At 68.7% G+C, this 24,021-nt stretch carries 26 protein-coding genes and 3 pseudogenes; 23 read left to right on the top strand and 6 right to left on the bottom strand.

The features are described 5' to 3' along the window. The first annotated feature begins 62 nt into the window (after positions 1 to 62). The 7 genes from JF597_RS37775 (at position 63) to JF597_RS37745 (ending at position 5,283) form a co-directional block, all read left to right on the top strand. Positions 63 to 197 (top strand): hypothetical protein, encoded by a 135-nt coding sequence (locus JF597_RS37775; RefSeq protein WP_294006648.1) that lies wholly within the window; start codon positions 63 to 65, stop codon positions 195 to 197. A gap of 501 nt (positions 198 to 698) precedes the next feature. Further along, positions 699 to 1,607 (top strand): NADP-dependent oxidoreductase, encoded by a 909-nt coding sequence (locus JF597_RS37770; RefSeq protein WP_294006645.1) that lies wholly within the window; start codon positions 699 to 701, stop codon positions 1,605 to 1,607. A gap of 80 nt (positions 1,608 to 1,687) precedes the next feature. Continuing rightward, on the top strand, positions 1,688 to 2,158 hold the full coding sequence (locus JF597_RS37765; RefSeq protein WP_294006642.1) for a ketosteroid isomerase family protein: 471 nt from the start codon (positions 1,688 to 1,690) through the stop codon (positions 2,156 to 2,158). 335 nt (positions 2,159 to 2,493) lie between these two features. Then, positions 2,494 to 3,135: an MBL fold metallo-hydrolase gene (locus tag JF597_RS37760; RefSeq protein WP_294006639.1), complete on the top strand. Its 642-nt coding sequence runs from the start codon at positions 2,494 to 2,496 to the stop codon at positions 3,133 to 3,135. A gap of 206 nt (positions 3,136 to 3,341) precedes the next feature. Further along, positions 3,342 to 3,965 (top strand): TetR/AcrR family transcriptional regulator, encoded by a 624-nt coding sequence (locus JF597_RS37755; protein WP_294006636.1) that lies wholly within the window; start codon positions 3,342 to 3,344, stop codon positions 3,963 to 3,965. 386 nt (positions 3,966 to 4,351) lie between these two features. Then, on the top strand, positions 4,352 to 4,684 hold the full coding sequence (locus JF597_RS37750) for a non-heme iron oxygenase ferredoxin subunit (RefSeq protein WP_294006633.1): 333 nt from the start codon (positions 4,352 to 4,354) through the stop codon (positions 4,682 to 4,684). Then, positions 4,681 to 5,283: a TetR/AcrR family transcriptional regulator gene (locus tag JF597_RS37745; protein WP_294006630.1), complete on the top strand. Its 603-nt coding sequence runs from the start codon at positions 4,681 to 4,683 to the stop codon at positions 5,281 to 5,283. The genes JF597_RS37750 and JF597_RS37745 overlap by 4 nt, the downstream gene beginning before the upstream one ends. 25 nt (positions 5,284 to 5,308) lie before the next feature. On the opposite strand, the gene JF597_RS37740 is transcribed toward JF597_RS37745, so the two are convergent. The 3 genes from JF597_RS37740 to JF597_RS37730 all read right to left on the bottom strand — a co-directional run bounded on the left by JF597_RS37740 (position 5,309) and on the right by JF597_RS37730 (position 7,215). Further along, positions 5,309 to 5,878 (bottom strand): hypothetical protein, encoded by a 570-nt coding sequence (locus JF597_RS37740; protein WP_294006628.1) that lies wholly within the window; start codon positions 5,876 to 5,878, stop codon positions 5,309 to 5,311. A gap of 83 nt (positions 5,879 to 5,961) precedes the next feature. Beyond that, positions 5,962 to 6,450 carry a hypothetical protein gene (locus JF597_RS37735; protein ID WP_294006625.1) on the bottom strand — a complete coding sequence of 163 codons (489 nt, stop codon included), beginning with the start codon at positions 6,448 to 6,450 and terminating at the stop codon, positions 5,962 to 5,964. A 324-nt stretch (positions 6,451 to 6,774) separates the two neighbouring features. After that, positions 6,775 to 7,215 carry an AhpC/TSA family protein gene (locus JF597_RS37730; protein WP_366916500.1) on the bottom strand — a complete coding sequence of 147 codons (441 nt, stop codon included), beginning with the start codon at positions 7,213 to 7,215 and terminating at the stop codon, positions 6,775 to 6,777. 253 nt (positions 7,216 to 7,468) lie between these two features. Between JF597_RS37730 and JF597_RS37725 the strand changes: the two genes are divergently transcribed. Further along, a complete protein-coding gene (locus tag JF597_RS37725) occupies positions 7,469 to 8,083 on the top strand; it encodes a TetR/AcrR family transcriptional regulator (protein WP_294006619.1) in 615 nt (204 codons plus the stop codon). A gap of 668 nt (positions 8,084 to 8,751) precedes the next feature. Here the strand turns inward: JF597_RS37725 and JF597_RS37720 are convergent. Further along, a pseudogene (locus JF597_RS37720) lies at positions 8,752 to 9,064 on the bottom strand (IS5/IS1182 family transposase); the annotation flags it as partial. 1,360 nt (positions 9,065 to 10,424) lie between these two features. Between JF597_RS37720 and JF597_RS37715 the strand changes: the two are divergent. From JF597_RS37715 to JF597_RS37690, 7 genes and pseudogenes are all read left to right on the top strand, one after another. Next, positions 10,425 to 11,930, top strand: coding sequence for a transcriptional regulator (locus JF597_RS37715; protein WP_294006616.1), 1,506 nt, complete (start codon positions 10,425 to 10,427; stop codon positions 11,928 to 11,930). After that, positions 11,912 to 12,502 carry a helix-turn-helix domain containing protein gene (locus tag JF597_RS37710; protein ID WP_294006613.1) on the top strand — a complete coding sequence of 197 codons (591 nt, stop codon included), beginning with the start codon at positions 11,912 to 11,914 and terminating at the stop codon, positions 12,500 to 12,502. The genes JF597_RS37715 and JF597_RS37710 overlap by 19 nt, the downstream gene beginning before the upstream one ends. A 181-nt stretch (positions 12,503 to 12,683) precedes the next feature. Beyond that, entirely contained in the window at positions 12,684 to 13,400 is a 717-nt protein-coding gene (locus JF597_RS37705; protein WP_294006610.1) for a ParA family protein, read from the top strand. Positions 13,401 to 13,954: 554 nt separating this feature from the next. After that, complete coding sequence (locus JF597_RS37700) at positions 13,955 to 14,251, top strand: hypothetical protein (protein WP_294006607.1); 297 nt, start codon at positions 13,955 to 13,957, stop codon at positions 14,249 to 14,251. Positions 14,252 to 14,377: 126 nt separating this feature from the next. Further along, entirely contained in the window at positions 14,378 to 14,689 is a 312-nt protein-coding gene (locus JF597_RS37695; protein ID WP_294006604.1) for a hypothetical protein, read from the top strand. Positions 14,690 to 14,841: 152 nt separating this feature from the next. Further along, positions 14,842 to 15,054: pseudogene (locus JF597_RS55765) on the top strand (HNH endonuclease signature motif containing protein); the annotation flags it as partial. 42 nt (positions 15,055 to 15,096) lie between these two features. Beyond that, positions 15,097 to 16,005, top strand: coding sequence for a LysR family substrate-binding domain-containing protein (locus JF597_RS37690; RefSeq protein ID WP_294006601.1), 909 nt, complete (start codon positions 15,097 to 15,099; stop codon positions 16,003 to 16,005). 155 nt (positions 16,006 to 16,160) lie between these two features. Here the strand turns inward: JF597_RS37690 and JF597_RS37685 are convergent, their stop codons facing one another. Both JF597_RS37685 and JF597_RS55760 read right to left on the bottom strand, forming a co-directional pair. Further along, complete coding sequence (locus tag JF597_RS37685; RefSeq protein ID WP_294006598.1) at positions 16,161 to 16,613, bottom strand: DUF6805 domain-containing protein; 453 nt, start codon at positions 16,611 to 16,613, stop codon at positions 16,161 to 16,163. Positions 16,614 to 16,717: 104 nt separating this feature from the next. Further along, a pseudogene (locus JF597_RS55760) lies at positions 16,718 to 16,936 on the bottom strand (DUF4986 domain-containing protein); the annotation flags it as partial. A 265-nt stretch (positions 16,937 to 17,201) separates the two neighbouring features. Between JF597_RS55760 and JF597_RS37680 the strand changes: the two are divergent. The 8 genes from JF597_RS37680 to JF597_RS37645 all read left to right on the top strand — a co-directional run bounded on the left by JF597_RS37680 (position 17,202) and on the right by JF597_RS37645 (position 24,021). After that, the gene (locus JF597_RS37680) at positions 17,202 to 17,552 is read left to right on the top strand and encodes a hypothetical protein (protein ID WP_294006596.1); all 351 of its coding nucleotides are present in this window, start codon (positions 17,202 to 17,204) and stop codon (positions 17,550 to 17,552) included. Between the two features lie 376 nt (positions 17,553 to 17,928). Beyond that, entirely contained in the window at positions 17,929 to 19,119 is a 1,191-nt protein-coding gene (locus JF597_RS37675) for an acyl-CoA dehydrogenase family protein (RefSeq protein ID WP_294006594.1), read from the top strand. Between the two features lie 11 nt (positions 19,120 to 19,130). Beyond that, the gene (locus tag JF597_RS37670) at positions 19,131 to 19,688 is read left to right on the top strand and encodes a flavin reductase family protein (RefSeq protein ID WP_294006591.1); all 558 of its coding nucleotides are present in this window, start codon (positions 19,131 to 19,133) and stop codon (positions 19,686 to 19,688) included. Then, complete coding sequence (locus JF597_RS37665) at positions 19,685 to 19,993, top strand: antibiotic biosynthesis monooxygenase family protein (RefSeq protein WP_294006588.1); 309 nt, start codon at positions 19,685 to 19,687, stop codon at positions 19,991 to 19,993. Before JF597_RS37670 ends, JF597_RS37665 begins: the two co-directional genes overlap by 4 nt. 229 nt (positions 19,994 to 20,222) lie before the next feature. Continuing rightward, positions 20,223 to 21,164 (top strand): SDR family oxidoreductase, encoded by a 942-nt coding sequence (locus JF597_RS37660; protein ID WP_294006585.1) that lies wholly within the window; start codon positions 20,223 to 20,225, stop codon positions 21,162 to 21,164. A 91-nt stretch (positions 21,165 to 21,255) separates the two neighbouring features. Next, complete coding sequence (locus JF597_RS37655; RefSeq protein WP_294006582.1) at positions 21,256 to 21,447, top strand: ferredoxin; 192 nt, start codon at positions 21,256 to 21,258, stop codon at positions 21,445 to 21,447. Further along, the gene (locus JF597_RS37650; RefSeq protein WP_294006579.1) at positions 21,444 to 22,622 is read left to right on the top strand and encodes a cytochrome P450; all 1,179 of its coding nucleotides are present in this window, start codon (positions 21,444 to 21,446) and stop codon (positions 22,620 to 22,622) included. Before JF597_RS37655 ends, JF597_RS37650 begins: the two co-directional genes overlap by 4 nt. Positions 22,623 to 22,632: 10 nt before the next feature. Continuing rightward, on the top strand, positions 22,633 to 24,021 hold the full coding sequence (locus JF597_RS37645; RefSeq protein WP_294006576.1) for an MmgE/PrpD family protein: 1,389 nt from the start codon (positions 22,633 to 22,635) through the stop codon (positions 24,019 to 24,021).

Here is a 24,021-nt window from a genome sequence, read left to right as displayed (position 1 = left end):
TTCCCAGTGGCCCACCGGTTGACGGATCCGGCGGCCCCCCACACCCCCACACAGGAGCATGCATGCGCATTGGCTTTGCACTTCCCCAGTACGGCGCGATGGCCCAACAGCTGCACCGGGTGGCCCACTTCGCTCGGCAGGCCGAGCAACTCGGCGCCGACAGTCTGTGGCCGATGACCGCGTCCTGGCCGCGGTGAACCCGACCGTGGGCTACGAGGGCGTATCCCGGGTTCGAGTTCGACCCGGCCACCGTCCAGGCCCCTGGAAGAGGTCTGCCGAATGGCCGCGGCAGAAAGCCATGACCCGGCAGGCATCGACGCGATCCTGCGGATCAATCCCAAGGCCGGGGTAAGCGTGGAGGCGGTCGCTGACTCATCCTCCGCACACGGGACACAACCGATGTCGATCACGTCTTCGTGGACCTCACCTACCTGGCCGACCGGGGTGTGGACCAAGCGCTCGAACTGGCCCACAGGACGCTGCAACTGACCCGCTGACGCGCTGACTCCCTGCTTCCGGCGGCGTCTGCGGGCTCAAGGCCACCGGTGCCTGGCGCCCCCGTGATCTGCCGCAGCCCTGTGTGAAAAGCGCCTCAGCCCTTTGTGAATCATCCGCATCGTATGATAAACCGGAGTCAATCACACACTACGAATGATTCTGGTGTGAGGGTTGGATCCCCTTCGTTTGAGGAGTTTCTGTTGTCCACTTCGATCACCTTCTCCGAGTACGGCGCGCCCGACGTGCTGACCTTGTCCGACGCCCCCCTCCCGCAGCCGGGTCCGGGCCAGGTCCGCGTCAAGGTCCGCGCCATCGCCGTCAACCCCGTCGACCTCAGGCTGCGCTCCGGGGAACTGGCCGCGATCATGCCGCTCGAGTTCCCGTTCACCCCCGGCAACGACGTCGCCGGGGTGGTCGACGAGGCCGGCGAAGGCTCCGGGTTCTCGCCCGGTGACGAGGTCTTCGGCGCAAGGCACGGCGGCGCCTACAGCGAGTACGTCCTGCTGGACGAGGCGTTCGCCAAGCCCGCGGAACTGTCGTTCGAGACCGCGGCGGCCATGATCACGGTCGGCGAGACCGCCTACCGGGCCCTGGAGCACCTCCGCCTCTCGCCCGGGCAGACCCTGCTCGTCCACGGCGCGGGCGGCGCCGTCGGCGCCATCGCCGTACAGCTGGCCGTCGCCCGCGGCCTCACCGTCATCGGCACCGCCGGCGAGCGCGACTTCGAGCGTGTCGGCAAGCTCGGGGCTACGCCGGTCCGCTACGGCGAAGGCTGGGCGCAGCGGGTCCGCGACGCCGCGCCGGGAACGGTGGACCGCGTCCTCGACACCGCCGGTGCGGGTGTCCTCCCCGACTCCATCGCCCTCACCGGCGATGCCGAACGGGTCATCACCATCGCCGACCTGACCTTCACCGAGCACGGGGTGCGCTTCACCGGACTCGACCCCGCCGACCGGTTCCCGCAGGCCCTGCCCCTGCTGGCCGATCTCGTCGCCCGCGGCGACCTCGACGTGCCGGTATGGCGGACCTTCCCCCTCGCCGAGGCCGCCCAGGCCCACGCCGAGATCGAGGCCCACCACGACCAGGGCAAGGTCATCCTCGCGCCCTGACCCGGCAGCTCCCTCAGCCGGCCCCAGAGCCCCCTGCGGAGAGATCATTTTCTCCGCATGAACAGAAAAGCGAACCATTCATGAGCACCAAGACCGCGATCCCTGTCGCCGACGTCCTCCGGATCGTCCAGGAGTACTACGACTCCGTCGACTCCCGGGACGCCGCCCGCGTCGCCGACAACTACCTCGTCGCCCCGGACACGACGCTGCAGTTCAACGCCGACGACCCCATCGTGACCGTCGAGGCCATCAAGGCGTTCACGGCACAGCTCTTCCAGAACGTCTCCGTCAGGCACACGAAGATCGAGGTCTGGAACACCCCGCTGATGGGTGACATCGTGCCGGTGGACCTGGCGCCGGCCCGGTCCGCCTCCACCGTGACCGTCGCCTCTACCGCCCTGCCGACCTTCTCCATCGACACGGGCTCCGAGGTGACGCGTATCGCGGTGCCGGCGACCTCGATCTTCACCATCGACATCGCCTCGGAGAAGTTCGTCTCCGTCCACAACATGTTCGACCTTGCCAAGGTCTACGCCGCCCTCGGCAACTGAACCGAATCGGACACCGACCCACCGACTGCAGGTGCCGGCCGTACCCGATCAGAGCAGACAGGCACGGCCGGCACCCCGATTCCCGCAACGCAGTCCGGACCTGCATTTCGGGCTCCGAAGGACCGCCTTCGTGCGCCGAACCGCACTCACCGGCCCCGGAGCGACGGCGCGACGGCGGGACAGAGGAGCAATCCGACCGCGTCAGCACCGTGGAGCCGGCAACCGGCCCACAAGCAGGTGCCGACAGCAATCTCCATCAGACTTGTATCCAGCAGGCTGCTTGAAGTTCTTCCGGCCGAGCTGGTTGATGTGAACGACCCGCCCGGGAGGTTCCGATGCTCAAGAAGATCCGTGAAGACCTGTGGGAGACCCGGGGCGAGTCCCCGTTTCCGGGACTGACCACGCACGCGTACCTGTGGACGCCGCCGTCCGGAGGCAACGTCCTGTTCTACTCGACCGTCACTGACGCGGACTTCGATGAGATCGAGCGGCTGGGCGGGGTTGCGCACCAGTATCTGAGCCATCACGACGAGGCCGGGCCGATGGTGCGCGAGATCGCGAGGCGTTTCGGGGCTCGGCTGCACGCCGGGCGCGGTGACGCCAAGCGGATCGCGAACGTCGCCGAGGACGGCGTCTGGCTGGATCGCCGGCAGGTGGACGAGAACGGAGTGGAGGTCATCCCTACGCCTGGCCATACCCCGGGCAGCACCTGCTACCTCGTGAGTGGTGCGCGTGGCGAGCGTTATCTGTTCACCGGCGACACCCTCTATACCGAGCGTGACGGCACATGGGCTGCCGGGAACCTGCCGTTCAGCGACCCGGACGCACTGGCCAACAGCCTGGAGCTGATCGCCTCGCTGCGGCCGGACGTGGTGGCCTCCAGCGCCGCTCCCGGGGGTGTCGGGGCGCACGACCTGCACGACGGCGATGACTGGGCCGGCAGGGTGCGGGGTGCACTCTCCTCTCTCGGCCGCTGACTGCCGCCCGTGTCGCGCAGAAACTCCTACCGGCCCCATTCCAGCACTCCGCACTGATCAGCCCCGCCGGCGGGTGACCATCCTGCGCTACGCGTGGCACGGAAAGTGCGTGGTCTTCTCCCACTCCATCACGCAGCCTGAGCGACGTGTCGTACGTGCGACCACGACCTATCACACGCTACGTATGCTTTAGGTAGATTGGCCTCATGTCCTCGACGCCTGTCCACCGCCGCCGACCGAGCCTGAGCAACCCCCGCGTCCAGCGCACCCGCACCCGCATCCTGACGATCGCGCGTGAGCTGCTGCCGCAGGTCGGGCCGACCGGACTGACCTACGCGCTGCTGGCCGAGCGGGCAGACGTCACCCGTCAGACCCTCTACCGGCACTGGCCCAACCGCGCCACCCTGCTGTGCGATCTGATACTCGAAGGGCCCGACCTCGGTCCCTATCCCCAACCCGGCAGCGATGTGCGGGCCGTGGCCACCGCCTGGGTGAGGAGTCTGCGCGACGGCAACAGCGACGCCGCCATCCGTGCCGCCGTCCTCGCGGTCACCGCCCAGGCCGACCACGACCCCGACAGCGCCCAGGCGCTCGCCCGCATCATCGAGGACCGGCACGCGGACCTGAACAGACTGCTGGAACCATCCGGCGTCCATGTCGACGACGACGAATTCACGTTGCTCTACGGCCCCGTGCTCGCCCGGCTCTTCCTCGACCGCGGCCAGGTCACCGACACCTTCGTCGACGCCGTCGTCGCGCAGTGGCTCACCACCCTGAAACGGTCAGGCGCCCTGCCGCGGCCGCACACTGCGACCGGAACCGGATCATAGCCATGGGCGCGAGTTGTGCCGCCGCACCGACAGGGCGCCTGCTCACCGGCCTGTCGCGGCCGTGGGCACGACAAGCCACGTATCCGCGCGGCGCTCAGGAGTCCTGACGGCGTATCACCCCACCGCATGGGGGCGTGCTATGCCGCGCAGTCTGCTCCGAGGCGGCCTGGCCGGACGTGCGATGGGGGATCGGGCTGCGGCCGAGTATGAAGCGGGCAGGCACGGGTCCGCAGAGAAAGGTGTACTCGTCGGCCTCGGCTCGTAGTGCCCTAGGACCATGGGCTGAGCGCAGTTCGGACCGGAGGCCGGTAACGACAGCGGTTCCGGTCACTAGCTTGGGGGAACAGCCTGGTCACCCCGGGTGCTGGATGCTTTCGAGGAGTTCGATGCCCATCAGCGGCTACACGTACCTCTGCCGGTTCGACACGCTGGAAGAGGGCGTGCGCCGGCGGTTCGAGGCGGAGGGCGTGCCCGTCTCGCTCGTGCTGACCGGGGACGAGGTGTTCGCGATCCACGACGTGTGCTCGCACAGCGCTGTGTCGCTCTCCGAAGGCGAGGTGGAGGGGTGCACGGTCGAGTGCTGGCTGCACGGTTCCCGCTTCGACCTGCGCAGCGGCAAGCCCCTGGACCCGCCGGCGACCCAGCCCGTGCCGGTGTATCCGGTGCGGGTCGAGGACGCAAGCGTGTACGTCGAGATCGTGCCGCGGGGTGGTCGGTGACCGATCCGCCGGAGAACCTCACGGGTGAGCGGGCCGACGCCGCGCGCAACCGTGCCCGGCTCCTGGAGGCGGCCGCCTGGCTGGTGGCCGAGCGGGGTGCCGAGCATGTGACGATGCACGAGGTCGCGCAGGTGGCCGGGGTGGGCAAGGGCACGCTGTTTCGTCGGTTCGGTGACCGCGATGGCCTGTTGCTGGCTCTCTTGAACGACGTCGAGGCGGAGTTTTACGAGGCGTACACCCTCGGTCTGCCGCCGCTGGGGCCGGGGGCGCCCGCCAGTGACCGGCTGATCGCGTTCGGGCACGCCCTGATCGCGCGAGTCGCCGACGAGACGGACCTGGGCCCGGTACTGGGGCGCCTGGTCTCCAGCGAGCGCCGCCAGACCTCACACTACGGCCGGGCCTTCCGCAACCACGTCACCTCGCTGCTGGGGGAGGCGGGAGTCGTGGGCGACCGCACCATGCTCGCCCACGCTCTGCTCGCCTTTGTCGACCTGGAGACCCTCGACCACCTGCGCACCGACGACCAGGTCACCACCCTGCGCCTTCAGGCCACTTGGGCGGATCTGGTACGGCGGGTGACCGAGGCCAACGAACGATGAACGTCCCTCTCCAGTGCGTCCGCTCTCACGGGAGGGACACGCGCACGGCATTGGCCCCGCCCCTGGCCGCCGCCTCGTCGGTGTCCTGAGCGGTGCGGTGGACCACGACGTTGCCCAGTGCCCGGGACAGGTGGGAGACCAGGGCGGCCACGCCGTCGTGCCAGTCGGGCTGAGCAGTCGGCGGAGGGACGACGATCAGCTCCAACAGGTCTGCGGGATGTGTGGCCGTTCCCTCGATGACGGCGCCGGTCAGGGCCAGGTAGAGCGGTGCCGGTCGGAGGCGCGCCTGTGCCTCCCGACGGACCATGTCGATGACGGCGTCGCGTAGGTCTACCAGCTGACGCAGGGCGCCCCAGGCGATGTGACCGGTGACGAGATGTACGGCTTCCCCCTTGCGCCTGGGCGCGATGAGGCCGAGCAGACCAAGGCGAAAGAGCGCCGCTTCCAACTGCGTCGACGTCACCGCTGCGTTCCTGGACAACTCCTCGAGGGGCAGGGCTCTGTCCGCCTGGGCGATGTGATGGCCGACGAGGGCGGTGAGGAGCCGACCTGAGGTTCCGGGGAACAGAGCCGACAGCGGGGTCTGGAAGTTCATGTGTGTCCTGGGAGGGGGTTCTCGCCGGCTCCGCAGACAGGTGGCATCGACGACGAAGCCGGCGAGAGTCAGGGGGCGCGGGGTTATGAGCGCTCGGAGATGTCGTAGACCTGCTCGTCGGCGATGGTGCGTGCGGCCTCGTGGAACTCCGCGAGCACATCGAGGAAACCGGTCCGGCCCCACACCGCCAGCCCCAGAACGGTGACGCCGACCGCCGTGATGTGCACAGCACCGGTGAGGTCCCGGCACGAGGCCGCGCGCATCGCCGACTCGTCTCCGCGGGCCCACGCCCGCGTCGCCTCCGCCACGGCGAACTCGTAGTGCGGTGGGGCCGAGACGGCGATCTCGTCTGCCCGCCGCACCAGGTCGTCCAGCCGCCACGGCCTGCCGGTCAGCTCCATGATGCTGATGGTGGAGCGCAACAGGCCGTTCAAGATGGCGTACACCTCCAACGAGCCGCCCGCGTACAGACCGTCCAGCGCCTCGCGCACCGCGACGGGGTCGTGGTGCGCGTAACCCCGGACGACGTCCAGAGCACGGTCGCGGGAGGTCTTCTGCGCTGCGTCGCTCATGTGAATCACCCTAGGGACGCCGAGTCGCGAGCGGATCGGTCTCTCGACGCAGTGCGCCTCGGAAGAAAGCACTACGACCACCGGCCGCTCCCGGGCAGGACGGGTGGACGGGTGGACGGGTGCAACCCCAAATCCGGTGCACGCCCCGAGAGCATGCAGGAAACCGCATAGGCCGCCGACTGCATGGTGCGCGCCGACGCAACCGATCTCACGACGAAGCCGCACCGGCGATCTCCGGTGCGGCTTCGTCACCTCACGGGTCCGCGCAGAGGCCCCGCCGGCATGCTCCCCGGCGAGCCTTGCCCTGTCACTGGCAGATCTCACTCATGACTTTCCTTCGCGACGAGGTCCTGATGGCAGCGGTGTTCGGGTTGCCAGTTCGAGCAGGTGGTCGACCGACCACTGGTCGTAGGCGTGTTCGCCGTACGTGGCGGCCAGGATGCGGCCGTCGGGCGCGATCAGGAAGTCGGCGGGAAGGCCGAGCCGCCCGCCGGGCTGCCTGCGGGCCGGCGGACGCTCCTGCCCGCGGAGGATCCGCCACGCACTGCGCAGGACGGCCCGGGCGGTCGGTGCCCAGGCGCGCGGGCTCAGTAGTGCTCGTGGTGCCGACTCGACGCCGAACTCGGCGTACAGGCGCTTGGTGGGATCGGCTATGACGGCGAAGGGGAAGTCGGCCACGTAATGCCGCAGTTCCTCGGCGGGCGAGTGGAAGACCACGACCTCGCGGATTCCGACTTGAGCGATCTCCGCGTGCCGTCGCACCACCGACTGAAGGTGCAGGTTGCAGATCGGGCAGCCGGCGAACCGCCGGAACTGAAGATGTGTCAGCCAGTCACGGTCGGGCACGGCGACCGGGGCGCCCGAGACGGCCGTGAGGTCATGGGCATCGACAACGGCACCGGGTCCTAAGGTCCCTGGCCGTATGGGCCTTCGAGGCGTCCGCATGCTACTCCCCCTTCTTTTAGGCGTACGGCATACGCCTACCAGCGTAGGCGTATGCCGTACGCTGTCAACTGCCATGCCTCGCCCCCGTTCGCTCACGCCGGATCAGCTCGCCTCGGCCGCCCTCACCGTCCTGGATCGCGACGGTCTCGCCGGTCTGTCGATGCGCACGGTCGCCAAGGAACTGCGCATGAGCACGATGGGGCTCTACCGCTACGTGGCCGACCGCGAGGAACTCGAACGGCTGGTGGTCGAGTTCGTGCTGGGAACCGTCGACACCGAGCCGCCGCCCCCAGACATGTCATGGCAGGAGCGGATCGAGACCCTGGTGCGGCGCCTGCGCGACGCCGTCAGCGCCCATCCCGCCGTCGTGCCGCTGACGGTCACCCACCGGCATCGGTCCCACGGGGTGCTGTGCTGGTCGGAAGCGGTGCTCACTGTTCTGGTCGAAGCCGGCTTCGACGGCACACCACGCGTCATCGCACTGCGGGCCCTGCTGAGCTACGTCATCGGAGCCATCCAGCTGGAGCACCTGGGGCCCTTGGCGGGCGAGGGCACGGTCGCCATCTCCGCACTGCCGCCGACCGAGTTCCCGCGCCTGGCCGAGACCGCGCACCACGCGCGGGACGTGACCGCCGGCCAAGAGTTCTTCGGCGGCCTCGCCGCGCTGATGCGCGGCCTGAGCAGGTAACCGACACGGCCTCGGTCGGCGATCACCGCGGTCTGCCGTCCGAGGTCGCGTCCACGCAGTCCGCGATCTGCGCAACCTCGCGGGGACAGGCAGTGCCGCAGACGCCTCCAAAGACGCTGAACTTTGCAGAAGCAAGAAGTGCGACCCGTTGGCCGCAGAGAGTCCCCGCGTGGAGCGGGTACTGCCCGTGTTGTAGGGCGCGAGTCGCACACGATCGCTGTAGGTCTCAAGCATCTCGGCCGTGGAGAACGACAACACTGTCTGCGGGAACTTGCGATATGGCCCGGCCTTGGCAAGCTTCATGAGCCGCTCCTGCGCCAGCCAGAAGAAGACCCTCCCGTTCAGCGCATCCGGGAACTGCTGCTCCGTCGTGTCGTCGGCCACACGGGGAGGAAGGAGCCGCAGTGGGCCCTGCTCCCGCACGACCACCGGACTGAGCCCCTGCCTCTGCAGTGGGATGCTCCTCGTGCGCACGGAGCTCAACACCTCGGTCCGAGTCTCCTCCTACGGCCCGTACAGGTCCACCACCGCGGCGGTGCTCAGCAGGCCGTGCTCTTGAATGTTGGGCCAGGCCCCGTCGCCGGCCACATGGAACAGCGTTGGATGCTGCGTATGAGATCGTCTGGGTCCACGGGCGGAGGTTATCCGCGCACGGCTCAGGACTCGAATCAGGACGAGGTCATGAGTTGTCGCCAGCAGATGATGACGCAGCCGAGGGTGATCAAGGCTTGGTGGATGTCGTCGCGGCGTTCCCAGCGGATGCGCAGGCGGCGGAACCAGTGCAGCAGCGCGGTCGCGCCCTCGACGACCCAGCGGTGTATGCCCAAGCCAGAGCCAGTGTTCGGTGCCGCGATGGGCGATGTGCGACCTGATCCGGAACAGGCGGACCCTGTCGCGGTAGACGTTGTGGTCGTAGCCGCGGTCGGCGTAGATGCGCCGGGGACGGTGTAACGGCTGGCCGCACTTGCCCCGGATCGGTGGGGCGGGTGCCACTGCACAGAGCGACACCGGGAACAGCACCACGACGAGTGAACGGGCACACGGACGTCTCATCACGTTGTCCCTTGGGCCGGACACAGGCCATCGCCAAGGAGAAAAAGACATCCGTATTACGAACCTACGCTGAGCACAGCGGGTGAGCCCGGGGCTTCGTCGCGCTGCCAGCTGTCACCGGCGAGTCACAAACCCCGTGGACACCCTCCCAGCACAGGATCCCGAAACTGGACATGCATGTCCGCATGGGACTGAATGGACGCCCCTGGACGCGTTCTACGACATGTGCGATGTGGTACCGCAGGACTCCCACGCCAACACCGCAGATCACGCGCAAAGATCCGGACCAGGTGCGGCCAACTCGGCCCAGCAGCAGACGATTCCTCCCCTTGCCTCAGGTCAGAGGCGACGGCGAGCGTGTACCACCAGCAGACCAAGAACCTGCTGGCGACCGCATCCCAGGCTGCACGGCCCCACGACCACTTTCACAGTCACCCGGTTACGCCTTCCAATCATGACCGTGACCTGCGAAAACATCCCGGGAGGGCGAATTCGACCCGGATTCGCAACGGAGGCCTCCGATCACAGCAACTCTCCTTCTCGATCTGCAGCTATACAACTTCTGCCGCTGTACCAGCCGTATGCCGCCAAGTAAGCGCTAGAGAAAGCCTATTAAGGACATAGTTCGCAATTGAGTGGTCACAGATCAACACCGCCCGACAGTGCAGGCACACTGCACGGCTGCTGTCCCCGTCAGCGGCGGGCGGCGGCACGGCGCCTCGCATCAAGGCTCTCACCAGGGCTTTTCCAAGCGCCCTTCCGTGACACGGAAGCCGCATTGCGCCCCCGCACGCCCCGTCTCGACGATGTCGCCACGACCCAACGACGGGAGCCGAACGCCATGCCGCACATCACCGCCTTCGCCAGGAACCAGTGGTACAGCTAGCGCACCTTTCTGACCTGCGCTTGTGTGGGGCCGATGAGGCTGTGACCTGCTAGGACGGGTCGCAGAGGCGATCGGAGGCAGTCAGAGGAAAACACTCTGATTCGACCCCGGTTCGACCCGGTCCGCTCAGAGGCAGTCAGAGGCAACGACCTCTGCAACTGGCATCTGACGGACCCGAGTTGGCCGGTGTGGATCAAGAGTGGACCACTCTGGCGGTGCTCTGTTTCGACCTCGGTCGAGCTGCGATGGGGACGCCTGCCTCCGCTCGGGGCCGGGCAGAAAAGGGTCTTCAGGATGGCCGTCCTGGAGATCTTGCCGGCGCCGATGGAGGTTGGTTCCGGGCACCACCCGTGGTTTTAGCGGGCCTGGGTGGCGCCCACGTCTTTGCGAGACGACCCCACCGTGCCAGACAGCACCCACAAAGCCCTCTCTCAACGTCACTCGACCCAATTCCACGGCATTAGGGAATACGCCCCACTGCCGTCGGCTGCGACCGATCTCATTCTGCTCGGCGACCTCACCGGCCGCTACGCCACCGGCAGTTACAGCAGGCTCAACACTGACGGCCGAACCGTGGCCCTGCGGGACGACCGCCAGGGCGCGGCCGAGCATGGCCACCGGATCACGGCGGCCATCGCCTGCCATGTGGCCCGCGCCGGCGGCACCATCGACCAGCTCACCCGACTGCTGCTGCACCCCGACCACGAAGGCGGCAGGCACGCCCGGCACATCGCGCTGCGCTCCGGGCAGTCCGGCGCTCTGGACTACATCCGCCGGGTGTGGGCCAGCGCTACGGCAGCTGTCAGCGCCAGCATGGCGCTGGGGTCCCGGCACGACGCGTACGAGGTTCTCGCCGCGCTGCGGGACCGGATCGAGACGACGCCCTGGCGCGGGGAGCGGGGACGGACCGCGCTGCGGGTGCTGCGGGCGCATCTGACCTTCGCCGAGATCGCGGGCGGCCCCCTGCACCACGCCAGTGAACGGCAGACCGCGGAGGAAGCGGGCATCTCCCGCACCACGCTGCGGGCCGTCTACGACACCGTCCTCAAACCAGGCGGCTGGCTTCGTCGGCTGCGGACCGGTCACGGCCGGGAGGGTTCGACCTGGTACCTGGGCGACGGCAGCGCCCCCGGCGACGGTGCCCCGGTTCTGCCGTCTCGTTTCTGGACCACTCAGTTCCCCCCCGACCCGGCACTTGAGGAGTGGACCACCCCTGAGACGGCCACGACGGCCGATATCGATTCCACCGTCCTCGGCCGACTCATGGGCCACGACGCCTTTGCCCGACATGGCCTCGGCGGTGCCGCCCTCATGCTCATCAGCGCTCTGCACCAGCGTCCCGCCCAGACGGTCAGGGAGCTCGTCGGTACTTCCTCGGTCTCGCGAGCGACCACCTATCGGACCCTGCAACGCCTCGCCTACCACGGCCTCGCCCACCAGACCGGGGAGACCTGGTCCCTCGCGCCACGGGCTCTGGAGGGCATCGGTAACAGCCGTCCTGAGTCTGATACCGGCCCGGAAGCAGCTCCGGCACAGGGCTGGGACGAGGTCGCCGAGCACCACTGCACCACGGGCGTTGCAGCCCGCCGCAAAGCCCGGCACGCGGCTCAGCGTGCGGCGTACCGGGAGGCACTGGAGCGGCTCGCGGAGCACCGGAGCAAGGCCGTGGTCATCGTCCGCGACGGGCACCAGGTACTGGTCCCCGCACCACGGCCCGACGAGATCCCGCCCGCGTGGCACGCCCCGGGCGGAGGTGTCCTCGACCCGGCCACCGGCCGCCCTGCCACCGACTGGCGCATCGCCACCGATGGCCGCCTGATCCTCATCACCCCATCGGACCAGCGCAGTTACGACGAGCTGGCCGCCGCCCATGCCGAAGCCCTCAGCGAATGGAACTCCGCCGCATGAACCCACAACGCCCTCCAACCACCGCAGCCGAGAACCGGCCGGTGACGCCTGAGGCTCTGCGCGAGCAGTACGAGTCCGGGGCTACGGTCGACGAACTCGTCGCTGCCAGTGGGCTGTCGTACGGCACGGTGCTCAATCGGCTGCACGATGCCGGCACGGTGATGCGCACGTCGTGGCAGACCCGCCGGATGCGCCAGGATCCGCAAGCGCGCCAGCGGCTCGCGGCCCACCTGCGCACCCTGTACGAGCAGCACGGCGCGACCCTCACCGAGCTCGCCGCGGCGGGGGCTGGGACGAGGCGTGCTGCCCGGCGCCTGCTGATCGAGGCCGGCGGCGCTGTGCGCACCACGCAGCAGGCACTGCGGATGCGCGCCGCGGCGCGGGCCGCCGAGCGGCAGAAGCTCGCGGTGTCCCTGCGGGTCCGGTACGAGGCTGGCGCCTCTGTGCCGGAGCTGGCTGAGGACTGCAACTACTCGGTCGCCACGGTCTACCGGCTCCTTCACCAGGCGCAGACCCCCATGCGGCCCCAGCACCGACATGGCCGTACTCCCGGCGAGGGGGAGCGGTCGTGACCCACCCAGGCTGTGCCCTCGCTGGTCTTGCCGGGCGTACCGGTCAGCTGCCGACTGCGCAGTGGTGCCATCCCCGCCGCAGCCGCGCGGCACGCGCCCCTCCACCAGCGCCGCGCGAAGCGCGTGCGACCGCACCGGCCGCACAAACAACACCCCTCTACCTTCTGGAGATCGAACACACGTGAACGAGAACACCCGTCACAAGAGCCTGGCGGCGGCCACAGCCCACGCCTGGGACGCCTCCGTGATCGTTGTCGGCATGCTCAAGGGCGGCACCGGCAAGACCACCTCCGCCTGGTTCATCGCCCTCTACTACGCGGTCGTCCTCGACCTGCCGACGCTGCTGCTGGACGCCGACGCGACCAGCCAGTCCGCCTGGGACTGGTTCAAAGTCGCCCAGGCCGAAGGCTTCGACATCCCCGCCAACCTGGTCATCGAGCGGTACCCGTTCGACGACATCGCCGAGTACATCCGCGCCAAGCGCGCCCAGTTCGGCGCGATCGTGGTCGACGCCGGCGGCGGCAGCGCGCGCATCTTCCACGAGGCTGTTACCGAGGCGAACCTGCTGCTCGTGCCGGTCGCCCCCACCAAGATCGAGCGCCGCAAGCTCGTCGCCACCTTCGACGAGGCCGAGCGCGCCGCCGCCCGCAACGAGCACGACGTCACCGCCCACGTCGTGATGGTCAAGGCCGACGACCGCACCAGCCTGCCCCGCACCGCGAAGGACAAGCTGCTTCAGCCCGCGAAGGGCGAGGGCATCGGCCCGGACCGCGACGAGCCGTTCCCGCTCGCCGAGACGGTCATTCACTCCTGGGTGCACTACATGGAGGCCTTCGGCGAGATCCCGACCGAACTGAGCGAGTACGCCAACCTGATGATGGAGCTGACCGAGGCATGAGTGAAAAGAACGAAAGGCCGAAGCCTCCGGCCCGCCGCACAGGCGGTCGCACCCTGGGCGGGGCCAAAAGGACAACCCCGCCGCCCCCTCCGCCGGCCGCTGAACTCACGCCGGAGCAGTTCGTCGCCGAACAGGACGCCGCTCGCGGCGAAGGTGGTCCCCCTGCCGGCGAGCCGCAGGTTCAGTCCGCTCCTTCGACGGTTCCCGTCGAGCGGTCGGCACGGGGCCGGACCGAGGCGGCGCCCGCAGTGGCGGAGCCCTCCGCCCAGCCGACCGTTGAGGTCACACAGAGCGGCCCCGTGACGGAGCCAGACGCCGGGCATCTGGGCGTCGCCGCCCCCGGGACGAGGATGGATTTCGCTGGGGAGCCAATGGAGACACGGGTGCCGCCTGTGCTCCCGGCTTCCGAACCCGCAGCACCTGCGGTCCAGCCCACGCGGCCGACCGAGCCCGTTCCGCGGCACGGCCCGGCTGCGGCTCCTGGCGCAGCCCCGGCCGCCGAGGTGGCGCTTCGCCCGGTAGCTCCTCCGGCGGCAGGCGGCAACGGTTTCCCGGTGAAGAACGATATTCCACGGGCTCGCCAGGAACAGAACGTGCAATCGCAGGCAGCGCCCAGCGAAGGAACACCGTGGGCTCAGGGATCCGGCCGTCCCAAAGACATTCCTGAGACGGCCGTCGTTCTCAACCAGCGCATCATCGCGCGCGAGAGCCTCGACTCGTCGGTCCCTACTGCACTGAAGCTGAAGAAGCGGATCAAACGCTTCGCACTGGACAACGAACTCGATCACCTGCCCATGGGCGACATCGTCTCGGTCGCGCTGGACGAGTGGCTCACCGCCCGCGGGTTCTGAGCCCAACTGCAGTGCACGAGGGGCGGCCAACCCACGCCGGGATGCGGCCGCCCCTTCTGCCGACTATTCCAATAGCCCAGTAGGCGGATAGCCATCCGCCTAGCCGGACCGACCGGAGCAGCTCTCGTGCCTGATCACTCCCCCTACGCCCGCCGACTGCGTGAAATCGCCGACGCCCTCGACGCCGAGTTCCAGCCCACCGACGACGCTCTCACCCCGCACCCGGACACCCTGAACATCATCAAAGACCGGCACACCAAGCGAGGGCAGCTCAACCACGCCGTCCCTGAAGTTCTTCAGTTCCAGCGCCGGATCCGCCGCTGCAACGCCGACACCGACATCCCTCACGGTGACATCGTCGCTCTCGCCCTGGACGCCTGGCTCCGCGCAAAGGGCTACCCGCCCGACCTCAAACGGTCAGAGACAGAAGTCCGCTGACCCGCCGTCTCCCCCTCCTGGAGAGATCGAGACGCCTGTTCTTCCTTGCGTGCCCGAGCGTTCACCCGCCTCGCGAGCAGGCGGAGACCCTCCTCAACCACTGGATTGTCAGCTGTCGGCGCTAAGATCGCTCCCCAATTCCTGACAGCACAATGGGGGGCGTGGCTACGGGGCAGATGGCAACACCGCGTGGTAGTCGTGGAGTTCAGCCGACATGGGTATGGCTCATGGTCCTGACCGCACACCGTGGGATCTGTGTCTACTGCGGACGGTCGCGCGCTACCACGCTCGATCATGAGAGGCCGGTGGCAGAGCGGGGACTAGACATCTGGTGGAACTTCGTGCCAGCGTGCGGTGACTGCAATCGATGGAAGAACGGGCGCACAGCGCGCAACTGGGTCCGTGACATGGATCTGCACCACCGCTACCCGAAGCTCGGCTTCACCAGTAGGGCGATGCGTCCCGAGGTCTATGTTGGGATTCCGCGCCGAGTTGAGCAAGCCCAGAGGGAGATTGCCGACGTCGACCGCCGCGACTGGTTCCGCCACCACTCGAGGCCGAACTCGGTGTCGAACTGCTCCACCGCACCACCCGCCGCGTCGACCTCACCGAGGCCGGCCGGGCCTACCTCGAGCGGGCGCGCGATCCTCGCCGACGTCGACGAGGCCGCCCACCACGCACGGCTCGTCGCCGCCGGCGCGGTGGGCCACCTCTCGATCGGGTGCGTGGGCTCGGCGACGTACAGCCTCCTGCCCACGCTCTCGCGCCGCCTCACGGAGGAGCTTCCCGGCGTCGACTTCTCCTTCCGCGGCGAGATGCTGGCGCCCGACCAGGTCGAGGCGCTGCGCACCGGCGCCATCGACGTCGCGCTGCTGCGCCCTGTGGCAGCCGACCTCTCCCTCACCGTGCACACCCTGCGCCGGGACCGGCTCGTCGTCGCCGTACCGGTCGACCACCCCCTCGCCCGCCGGAAACGGCTGCGCGCCGCGGACCTCGCCGGTGCCGACCTGATCGTGCACTCCGCCGACCGCCGGTCGGTGATGTACGACGTCGTGCTGGGCCTGCTGCGCGACGCCGGTGTCGAACCGCACATCCGCCACGAGGTCGGCGAGACCTCGACACTGGTCACGCTCGTGGCCGGCGGCCTCGGCGTCGCCGTCGTACCCAAGCCCGTGACCGCGCTGGCGCTCGACGGCGTCGCCTACCTACCGCTGGCCGGGGCCGACGCGCGTGTGGAACTGGCCGTCGCCCACCGCGCCGAACGCTCCGAACCGCACCTGGCACGCACCGTGGGGATCATCCAGGCGATGTTCTGAGACGTCCACCGATGGTGGTGCCGTCGCCGTGACCGGTGCGCGTCGGGCGGCACGCGAGAGGTGCCGGGACGCGGCGGTGGGCGGGCCCGTCCGCCCGGTGAGCCGGTCCATTGATGACGTCGGAGGCAGTTGCTGTGGAGACCCGGCCGCCTCGGCTACGTCGCGGATGGTCGCACCAGGTGCACTTCGCGCAGCCGGATGGTGGTTGCGGGGCCGGCCGCTTCGAAGCGAACCTTGACGGGTCCGGCGGTACGGTCCGTGTCGAGCGGGAACACCTGGGAGATTTCCTCGCCTTGGCGATCTGAAGAGGGACTGATCATGCCCAGCGTCTGTCCGCCGACCAACACGCGGGTCGGTCCGGCGCTCCCGTCCGCGAGGTGGGTCACCTGCAGGCCGGTGGCGGTGCCGTCCCGGTCGGTCAGGCGGTAGGACCACCATCCCGTGGCAGCCCGCCACCTCAGCCCGTCGGTGAGGCCGGACCACGTGTCGTGCCCCAGGAACCGGTGGTTGCTTTCGGGCTGTTGCTCGCCGGCGGCAATGGCGTCAACCGTGCGGTCGTGCAAAGCGAGTGCCGCCTCGTCGGTCGCGCGCAGCTCCGCTCGCCGCACCTGGAGGCGCTCCGGTTCCGCCAGGGGGAAGTAAATGACGTAGCGGGAGTCGTGGATGCCGGCGAACGGGACGAGGGTGACGGACTCGCCCGGTCGCGCGTCACGTGATCCAGGGCGAACCCCAGCCGGTCCGGAGCGAGTCGGCATACGCCGGCCCTCAGGTCGGCGGGGCTGCGGGTGAGTACGATGGGCAGGTGTTCCAGGGGGCGCAACGGGCCGCCGGCGACGTGACCCATCCTGGAGTCGTCGGCGAAGAGCTCGACCAGGTCGCGCCGGTCGCCCTCGGCCGCCAGGACGCTGGGCCCGTAGCGGAACGACACCATGGCGAGCCGTCGGGGAGCAGTTCGGCGCTGATGCGCGGGCGAAGGCGCACGGTGACCGTGTCCCCTTCGCTCCACTGCTGCTCGAGGCGCAGGTGTGTCAGGGGTTGTCCGCCTGTTCCTGGGAGGGGCGTGAGCGGGGCGGGTCCGTCCTCGGGCGGTGGGAGCCCCGCGCAGCACGAATTCGACATCGTTGTCGTAGGGGGCTGTCCCGGTCTGCTCGAGCACACCCAACGGCGGTGACCGTTACTGGTGGGCCGTCACCAACATGCAGAACGAACTCGCCAGGAAGTTCGGCCTGAACAACCCCGACAGCCGCTGGCTCAACGTGGGCGAGATCAGCGCCGAGGGAGAAGGCGCGGGCGGGGGCGCCAGCCCCGGATGGGTCGTGCTGAGCGGGCACGACGCCGACGGCGCCGCGGGCACCAGCGGACAGTCGATGAACCGCTGGTACGGGGGGATGGTGCACGAACTCGGACACGCCTTCGGCCTGCCGGACGCGGCCTCGACCGACGGCACACCGATGTCCGCGTCCTTCTACGACTACCCGAACACCCACTTCAACCAGAGCCAGAAGAACCAGATCCTGAACGGCCCCTACGGGAGCTTCCTGTCCTGACACCGACCGCCGGCAGCGGGGCATCGGTACGATGCCCCGCTGCCGGTGCAGTGAGCCGAGCGCTCTGCCCGTTGGCGGTCGTGGCCAAGAAACCCCGCCCGTGCCGCCGGGGCCTGCCGCGCACGACGGTCACCCGAACCTGTGCCCTCGCCTCGGACCGCGGTCGACCCCACCAGATCGGCGTCGAGGTCACGCCCGGGTGCGGTCCCCGATCTCGCGCGAGCCGCGTCATGCGTCTGATGCATCGCAGACCCGAACTTCTGGTGAAGCCCCTGGTCTTTACGCCGCTCAAAGCGGATCCGCATGCTGGCTGTCATCACCCCGTTACGTCGGTCATGAGATTCATCGACCCACGTCGCTCTCTGGGAAAGGCACCATGACAATGACGTCCAGCGCCGCAGTGTCGGATCTCGAAGCCTCTGACGCCGAGCTGGTGGGCCGCGCCACCGGCCTGGTCCCGCTGATCCGTGAATACGCCATGCAAGGTTCCGAGGCGCGTCGAGTGGCCCCCGAGGTGGTCAAGGCGCTGGAGGACGCGGACATCTTCCGTCTGCTCGTGCCCAAGCGGTACGGCGGCCACGGGGCGACGTTGCGCACCGCCGTCGACGCCGTGGCGGAAGTGGCCCGCGGTGATGGCTCGACCGGATGGATCGCCGCCCTGATGACCGTCGGCACGGGGTTCGCCTCGACTTCCTCCGCCCAGGCCCAGGAGGACGTCTTCGGTGCGAACGCGAAGGCCAAGGTGTGTGGCGTCTTCTCCCCGGGCAGCAAGTCGGAGCGGGTCGACGGCGGTTACCTCGTCAGTGGCCGCTGGCCGTACGCCTCGGGCTCCTTCGCCGCTGACTGGGGGTCTCTGGGCATCCCCGTCGAGGGCGGCGAGCTGGCGCTGGCGCTGATCCCGGCGGAGGCCTGGACGATCGAACCGACCTGGTTCGTCGCCGGAATGCAGGGCACGGGCAGCGACACCATCGTGGTCGAAGACCACTTCGTGCCCGATCACCGGATCCAGCCGGTCAAGGACATGTTCGAGGGGCGCTATCTCACGCCGTACACCGACGAACGGATGGCGTCGATGGCCTTCAACGCGGTCGCCGCCGCCATTCTCGTCGCACCGCAGATCGGTCTGGGCCGGCACGCGCTGGAGATCACCCGGGCCAAGCTGCCCCGGAAGCCGGTGGCCTACACCAGCTACCAGGAGGCGCGGCTCTCCCCCACCCACCAGCTCGGTGTCGCCGGTGCGGCCACCAAGCTGCACCTGGCCGAGCTGACGGTGGAACGGATGTGCCTCGACATCGACCGGGCCGCCGCCGAGCGCCGACAGCTCGACCTGGAGACCCGTGCCCGGATCCGCAATGACACCGGCGTGGTCGCCGAACTGGTCACGGGCGCGATCGACGGACTGCTGACCGCCAACGGCGCGGGTTCCTTCGCCGAGGTCAACGTGCTGAACCGCATCTGGCGGGACTCCGAGACCGCCGCCCGGCACGCCCTCGTCACCCCCGAGATCGGCAAGGAAGCCTACGGCCGACTGCTGCTGGGCAACGAAGAACCGACGATCGCGCTGTGAGGACAACGACCATGCAGACCCCGCCTGCCCACGCCGCGCAGCAGGGCGGCCCCGCCACCACCGACGACCCCGTCGACTACCGGCGCGCCCTCGGGCACGTCCCCACCAGTGTGGCGGTGGTCACCGCGAGCGTCAGGTCCGGGCCCGTCGGGATGACCGTCGGCTCCTTCACCTCTGTGTCGCTGGACCCGCCCCTCATCACGTTCTTCGTCGACCGGTCGTCCAAGACCTGGCCGCGTCTCTACGAGGCGAGCCACTTCGGCGTGAACATCCTCGGCCATGGCCACAGCGAGCTGTGCAAGTCGTTCTCCCGGCGCAGCGAGGACCGCTTCCTCGACGTGGACTGGCACCTGTCGGCGCGCGGCCTGCCCCTGCTGGACGAGGCGATCGTCACCCTGGAATGCACGAGGTTCAAGGTCGACCTCATCGGCGATCATTACCAGGTGGTCGGCCGCGTCGAGTCACTGGAACTGCGCGCCACCGATCCCCCCCTGATCTTCCTGCGCGGCGGCTTCCTGGACCTGAGTGCCTCGGGCACGGCGTCCGGACGCGACGAAGGGGACCAATGATCTACGAGCACGCCGAACTGCGGGTCCATCCGGGGGCGGGCGTCCGGCTCGAAGCGGACTTCGCGACGGCCCGGCATCTGCTGCTGGAGACTCCCGGGTGCCGATCCGCCGAACTGCTGCGCAGCGTCGACCACCCCGACACGTACCTGCTGCACGTCGGTTGGGAACGACTCGAGGACCACACCGAGGTTTTCCCCGGAACACCGCAGGCGAATGCCTTCGCCGAGGCAGTCGCACCACACTGTGTCGCCAGGCCCCGGGTCGTCCACTATGCGGCCCACGAGGACAGCACGACCGCCGGGTGACAGCCGGCCCGCGGACCGGAGGCATCCAGGGGCCGTAGGCCTCCCTGGCCTTCCACGGAGCGGTGTGCGTCACGGGCGGCCGAACGCACGCCCGCCTGTCCGCCGCATCCCGTGGCCGGCGTCTCTTCCAGGGCCCCTGGGCATGAAGCCCTCGCGCCCCACGACCAATTCCGTCAGCGCGCTGACGTGCCCTGCAGACGTTTCGAGAAAGACGAAATGGAGACACACCATGGGTCGCATTGTCATCAGCGGAGCCTCGGGGGACTTGGGGCACCGCGTCACTGACCTGCTTCTGGCCGCGGACCCGGATGCCGAACTGACGCTTGTGACGCGCACCCCAGAAAAGCTGTACCAGGGTGGGACACAGCGGCACCGCGTCTGCCAAGGCGACTACCGGGACGCGGCTTCCCTGGACGCCGCTTACAGCGGCGGGGAGATACTCTTCCTCATCAGCGGACTGAACCTCGGACGAAGGGTTTCCGAGCACCGGAATGCGATCTCCGCAGCACAACGGGCCGGTATCCGGCATATCGTGTATACCTCGGTGGGAGGCGTGCAGCCGAACAATCCGGCACTGTCGTCCAGGGACCACTGTCAGACCGAGCTTGATCTGCGTGCGTCTGGTCTGACGTACACGATCCTCAGGAACTCCCTCTACTCCGAAATCGTCAGCAACGTTCTTGTGGCGCCCGGGGTGGAAAGCGGACTGCTCACCCAGGCGACGGGTGATGGCTTCATCGCTCCGGTCGCGAAGAGCGATGTAGCCGACAGCGCTGCCACCTGCCTGCTGCAGAACGAGCGGCACGCCGACGCGGTCTACGAGATCACCGGCAGCGAGTTGCTCAATTTCCACGACATCGCGGCGATCGCTACCGAAGTCCACGGCGTCCCCGTCAAGTACGCGCCGGTCTCGGTCGAAGAGCGCCTCGCATTCTTCGATTCTGTGGGGATTCCCCGGACCTATGACCCCAGCATGCCGCCGAGCGCGGACGGGCACATGTGGGCAAGTGACGAATTGATATCCGCCGAAGTAGCGATCTCTGAAGGCTACCAAGCCATCATGTCGCACCATGTCAAGCACATCACGGGCCGAGAACCTGTTCCCCTGCGATCTGTGATGGAGCGTTGCAAGTCATTGCGCTACGACGAGATAGGCGCGCATGTTTCATAAGCCGACCCTCCCATACATTCGATGTATGGATGAGGCAACTTTTTGATATTTGCCAGATAGCATTGCCTGACTCAGTGAGGAGTTCCTCGAGATGGTCGAGGTCAAAGTGGATTTCGTCCGGTGCGACGCCAACGGCACCTGTGCGGCGCTGATGCCGGACGTGTTCCGGATCGGTGAGAACGGACTGCTCGAACAGTTGACGACCGAAGTCGAGGACGGTCGTGCGGACGAGCTGGAGGAAGTCATCCTCTGCTGCCCGCTGGGGGCGATCTCACGCTCATGAACACGCCCCTTCCGCACTTCGAACCGTTCTCCCCGGATGCCCTCGCGCACCCGGGCGGCGCCCTGGCCGAGGGCCCTCTCGCTCTCGGCTCGGCCGGCTACACCGTCCTGAGCCACGAGCTCGCGACCACCGTGCTGCGGGACAAGCGATTCCAGAACGCCGCACTCAAGCTGATGGAGGACTTCGGGATCACCGACGGTCCGGTGCACGACTTCCGCGCGCACAGTCTGCTCATGGCTGACGGCCCGCGTCATCTCCGGCTGCGCACGCCGCTGGCCCGTTTCATGGGACCGGCGACCGTCGAGAACATCCGCGACGCCCTGCGGCAGATCATCCAGGACCTCGCCGCCGACCTCGACCCGTCCGCGCCGGTCGACTTCCACGGTGCCGTCGACCGGCGTCTGCCCGCGCGGGTGTACTGCCACCTCGCCGGCGCACCGGTCGAGGACGCCCCCAAGGTCGCGAGCCTCTCGGAGCGGACCCTGTCGCTGCTGAACCGCGACCCGAGCCTCACACCGGTGATCGTCGGTGCGTACGACGAGTTGTTCGCCTACCTGGAGGAGCTCGTCGCACGCAAGCGCACGCAGGGCCTGGGCGAGGACATGCTGTCGTTCCTGATCGCACAGCACGACGTCGGCAAGCTCTCCGAGAAGGAGCTCTTCAACGAAGCGGCCGCCATGCTCGAGGCGAGCTCCGTCAACACCACGCACCAGACAGGTCTGGTGGTGTGGACCCTGCTGCGCGACCGGGAGGTCTGGCAGCGGCTGGTCGAGGATCCGACGCTGATCCCGGCGGCGGTCGTCGAGGTGCTTCGGCTGTACCCCCGGCCCGGGGTCATCAGCAGGATCGCGACCGAGGACGTCGAGCTGAACGGGACCGTCGTCCCCGCCGGTTCGGACGTCCACGTGGCGGTCTGGTCGGCCAACCGTGATCCGGCGCGCTTCGAGAATCCGGCGGACTTCGTGCTCGGACGTGAGCGCAACCAGCCGCTGACCTTCAGCACGGGCAGCCACAACTGTCTCGGACAGGGGCTTGCGAAGGTCGAGATGGAAGAGGTCGTCAGCTACCTGGTGGAGCGCTGTCCGAATGCCGTCGTGGTCGAGGAGGACACCGAGATCGGGCAGGCCGGCGGCCGGTGGCTCGTGAAGTCGCTCACCGTTGACCTCAAGTCGTAGGCGGGACGTGATGGCGGACACCGAAGGGTCGCTGACGGAATGTCTGGCCTCGCACTGGGCCGGCCTGTCGTTCGACCAGATCCCGGCCGAGGTCGTCGGCCGGGTCAAGGACAACATCCTGGACACGCTGGCGGTGGCGCTCGCCGGGGTGAACACCGACGAGGCGCAGCGGGTCAGGGACGCCCTGACGAGCACGCAGCAGTCCGAGTCGGGCAGCCTCGTCTGGGGGACACCGCTCCTGCTCCCCCCGTCGCACGCCGCGCTGGCGAACGGGACGTCGGCACACGCGCGCGACTTCGACGACGGAGGCGGACCGGGGCACGCGGGTTCCACCGTGCTGCCGGCGGCCCTCGCCGTCGCCGAGGCGACCGGCGCCGACGGGCGGGCACTGATCGCGGCGACGATCGCCGGGTACGACATCGGCTACCGGACCCTGCAGTCGCTCGGCGGCTTCGCCGCGCACACCGACCGGGGCTGGCACTCCAGCGGCACCATGGGGAGCTTCGCCGCTGCCGCCGCCGGCGCGAAGGCCCTGGGACTGGACGCGGAGCGCTTCGCCGACGCGCTGGGCATCGCCGGATCCTTCACGGGCGGCGTCTGGGCGTTCATCGACGACGGAGCATGGACCAAGCGGATCCATCCCGGCAAGGCCGGGGAGACCGGTGTCGACGCGGCGCTGCTCGCGCGCGCCGGGATCACCGGCCCACGGCGGATCTTCGAGGCCGAGTGGGGCGGCCTGTTCGCCGTCTACAACGGCGGACAGGGGTACGCGGACAAGGCACTGCAGGACCTCGGCGTCGACTTCAACGTCGCGACCGCGTACATCAAGCCCTACGCCTGCTGCCGCGGAAGCCACTCCACGATTGACACGGTGCTCGCTCTCATCCAGGAGCGGGATCTCAAGCCCGAGGATGTACGGCACATCTCGATCACGGCCGGTGAGACAGCGGTGAACATGCTGTCGGTCGACCCCATCGAGACGGTGTTCGACGCACAGTTCAGCCTCCCGTACGCCGTGACGATCGCCCTGCACCACAGGAGCGTCGGACTTGACCAGTTCGACCCGCCCCGCATCGACGAGCCCGGCATCCGGGCGACGTTCCATAAGATCTCGATGCACGTCGACAGCGGCATCCAGCTGGAGGACGGGCCACGGCTGGCGGTGGAGTTCACGGACGGCGAGACGGTGACGCTTCCCGCCGGCAACCCCACCACCGCCAAAGGGTCGGCGCAGAACCCGCTGTCACACGCGGAGGTCGTTCGCAAGGCGGAGGCACTGCTCGGGCCCTACGGGCACGAGGCCGCGCGAGACCTGGTGCGGGCGGTGGAGAACCTGGACGACGCTCCGGACCTGTCGGAGCTCCTGCGCGCTCTTCGCGCCGGAAGACAAGGAGAGTGA

The sequence above is a fragment of the Streptomyces sp. genome (genome assembly GCF_019510245.1).
Taxonomy (GTDB): Bacteria; Actinomycetota; Actinomycetes; order Streptomycetales; family Streptomycetaceae; genus Streptomyces.
The sequence above is the reverse complement of the archived record's forward strand: the minus strand, read 5'-3'. Positions and strand labels throughout refer to the sequence as shown.

Bases quoted from the DNA above. Each gene is read 5' to 3' on its own strand.
- JF597_RS37645 (WP_294006576.1), top strand. From the start codon at position 22,633: ATGGCGGACACCGAAGGGTCGCTGACGGAATGTCTGGCCTCGCACTGG.
- JF597_RS37765 (WP_294006642.1), top strand. From the start codon at position 1,688: ATGAGCACCAAGACCGCGATCCCTGTCGCCGACGTCCTCCGGATCGTC.
- JF597_RS37725 (WP_294006619.1), top strand. From the start codon at position 7,469: ATGCCTCGCCCCCGTTCGCTCACGCCGGATCAGCTCGCCTCGGCCGCC.
- JF597_RS37775 (WP_294006648.1), top strand. From the start codon at position 63: ATGCGCATTGGCTTTGCACTTCCCCAGTACGGCGCGATGGCCCAACAG.
- JF597_RS37760 (WP_294006639.1), top strand. From the start codon at position 2,494: ATGCTCAAGAAGATCCGTGAAGACCTGTGGGAGACCCGGGGCGAGTCC.
- JF597_RS37710 (WP_294006613.1), top strand. From the start codon at position 11,912: ATGGAACTCCGCCGCATGAACCCACAACGCCCTCCAACCACCGCAGCC.
- JF597_RS37735 (WP_294006625.1), bottom strand. From the start codon at position 6,450: ATGAGCGACGCAGCGCAGAAGACCTCCCGCGACCGTGCTCTGGACGTC.
- JF597_RS37665 (WP_294006588.1), top strand. From the start codon at position 19,685: ATGATCTACGAGCACGCCGAACTGCGGGTCCATCCGGGGGCGGGCGTC.
- JF597_RS37650 (WP_294006579.1), top strand. From the start codon at position 21,444: ATGAACACGCCCCTTCCGCACTTCGAACCGTTCTCCCCGGATGCCCTC.
- JF597_RS37740 (WP_294006628.1), bottom strand. From the start codon at position 5,878: ATGAACTTCCAGACCCCGCTGTCGGCTCTGTTCCCCGGAACCTCAGGT.
- JF597_RS37660 (WP_294006585.1), top strand. From the start codon at position 20,223: ATGGGTCGCATTGTCATCAGCGGAGCCTCGGGGGACTTGGGGCACCGC.
- JF597_RS37670 (WP_294006591.1), top strand. From the start codon at position 19,131: ATGCAGACCCCGCCTGCCCACGCCGCGCAGCAGGGCGGCCCCGCCACC.
- JF597_RS37750 (WP_294006633.1), top strand. From the start codon at position 4,352: ATGCCCATCAGCGGCTACACGTACCTCTGCCGGTTCGACACGCTGGAA.
- JF597_RS37755 (WP_294006636.1), top strand. From the start codon at position 3,342: ATGTCCTCGACGCCTGTCCACCGCCGCCGACCGAGCCTGAGCAACCCC.
- JF597_RS37675 (WP_294006594.1), top strand. From the start codon at position 17,929: ATGACAATGACGTCCAGCGCCGCAGTGTCGGATCTCGAAGCCTCTGAC.
- JF597_RS37690 (WP_294006601.1), top strand. From the start codon at position 15,097: ATGGATCTGCACCACCGCTACCCGAAGCTCGGCTTCACCAGTAGGGCG.
- JF597_RS37655 (WP_294006582.1), top strand. From the start codon at position 21,256: ATGGTCGAGGTCAAAGTGGATTTCGTCCGGTGCGACGCCAACGGCACC.
- JF597_RS37680 (WP_294006596.1), top strand. From the start codon at position 17,202: ATGCAGAACGAACTCGCCAGGAAGTTCGGCCTGAACAACCCCGACAGC.